The organism is Exiguobacterium sp. 8H (assembly GCF_902506255.1).
In the GTDB taxonomy this organism is placed as follows: domain Bacteria; phylum Bacillota; class Bacilli; order Exiguobacteriales; family Exiguobacteriaceae; genus Exiguobacterium; species Exiguobacterium profundum.
Genome location: NZ_LR733452.1, coordinates 1 through 1446 on the forward strand (window position 1 = coordinate 1; position 1446 = coordinate 1446).

Sequence of the window (1446 nt, forward strand, 5' to 3'; positions counted from 1 at the left end):
TGAAGTGACCCCTAAAAGTTAGACACGGTTATTTCATCTAGGCTACGTGAACGAACTGGGTCCGGTATTGCACCGGACTCAGTTTTAATTTTGCCTTGATTCGTCGTGTGTTGTAATAGTCTATGTAGTTACCGAGCTCGATTTTAAAGTGGTCGATACTCTTAAAACGTTTAAGATAAAGGAATTCGGATTTCATGATTCCGAAGAAATTCTCCATCACTGCGTTGTCATGACAGTTACCTTTACGAGACATGCTCTGCACGATACCTTTCTCTTTGAGGGTATGTCGGAACTGACGCATTTGGTAATGCCATCCCTGATCGGAATGGATCAGGAGCTGATGCTCCTCAGGCAATTTGGACAAGGCGTTCTCCAACATCTCTGAGACCAGTGAATACGTCGGTCTTGAGCCGATGGTGTAGGTGATGATCTCTCCGTTGAACAGGTCTAGGACAGGGGACAGGTAGAGCCTCTCCCCGAACAGTTTGAACTCCGAGATGTCGGTCACCCATTTCTCGTTCGGGGCATCCGCCTTGAAGTCTCGGTCCAGGATATTGTCTGCGATTTCCCCCACCGCCCCCCGATATGATTTGTACTTCTTCAGGCGCACGAGACATTTCAACCCCAGTGCTTTCATGAGGCGTTGAACCCTCTTGTGGTTCACTTTCTGTCCCCGATTCTGGAGTTCGTCACGAATGCGACGATAACCATATCGCCCCTCATGTTCATCATAAATCGCTTGGATCTCTGCCTTCAGACCCGTGTCCGGGTCTGGTCTCCCGATTTTCTTCACCAGCACGTAATAGGTGCTACGTTTGATTCCCGCATACTCAACGAGCGCCTTCACCGGATATTTGTGCCTTAATTCATAGATGACCTTTACTTTGTCTTCTTTGGTGACGTTCCCTTGGATCGAACTAAGGCGTTCAACTTTTTTAGATACTCGTTCTCCATCCGCAGACGGTCGATTTCCGCCTGGAGCGCTTCTGAAGACCCCTCTGCGGGGGCTCGACGCTTTTCATTACCTGTCTTATCTTTCATCCGTGGCCTCCCTTTCTTCTTAGGAATGAGCGTGCCCTGCCCTCCGGTCCTCAGTTGCCTCTCCCATTTCCAGACTGAGGAGGGAGAGGCGATATTGAAGATCGCAGCCGCTTCGTTTGCCGACACGCCATTCTCTTTCATGTATTGAAGTACGTCCAGTTTAAACTGTGCGGGGTAAGTTGTATAGGGTTTGGAAAAGGCCATCGGTCCATGATGGTCGAACTGTTTGACCCAGTTACGCATCAGGGTCGGGGCTACCCCTAGGGATTTCGCGATGCCATTCATACTATCTTTCCCTTCCCGATAGGCCATGACGGCGCTTAACTTTTGATCAGTTGTAAATTTAGTCATTAAAAAACTGCACCTCCAATTGTTAGATGTGTCTAACAATTGGGGTGCAGTTCA

1 protein-coding gene is annotated in these 1446 nt (G+C 48.7%); it reads right to left on the bottom strand.

The annotated features are described in order from the left end of the window. Positions 1-37: 37 nt before the first annotated feature. Positions 38-1392, bottom strand: a protein-coding gene (locus GVY43_RS15605; protein WP_159563779.1) for an IS3 family transposase whose coding sequence is annotated in 2 segments (ribosomal slippage) — positions 38-939 and positions 939-1392 — 1356 coding nt in all. Because the reading frame shifts where the segments join, the coding sequence is not laid out codon by codon here. Between the last annotated feature and the right edge of the window lie 54 nt (positions 1393-1446).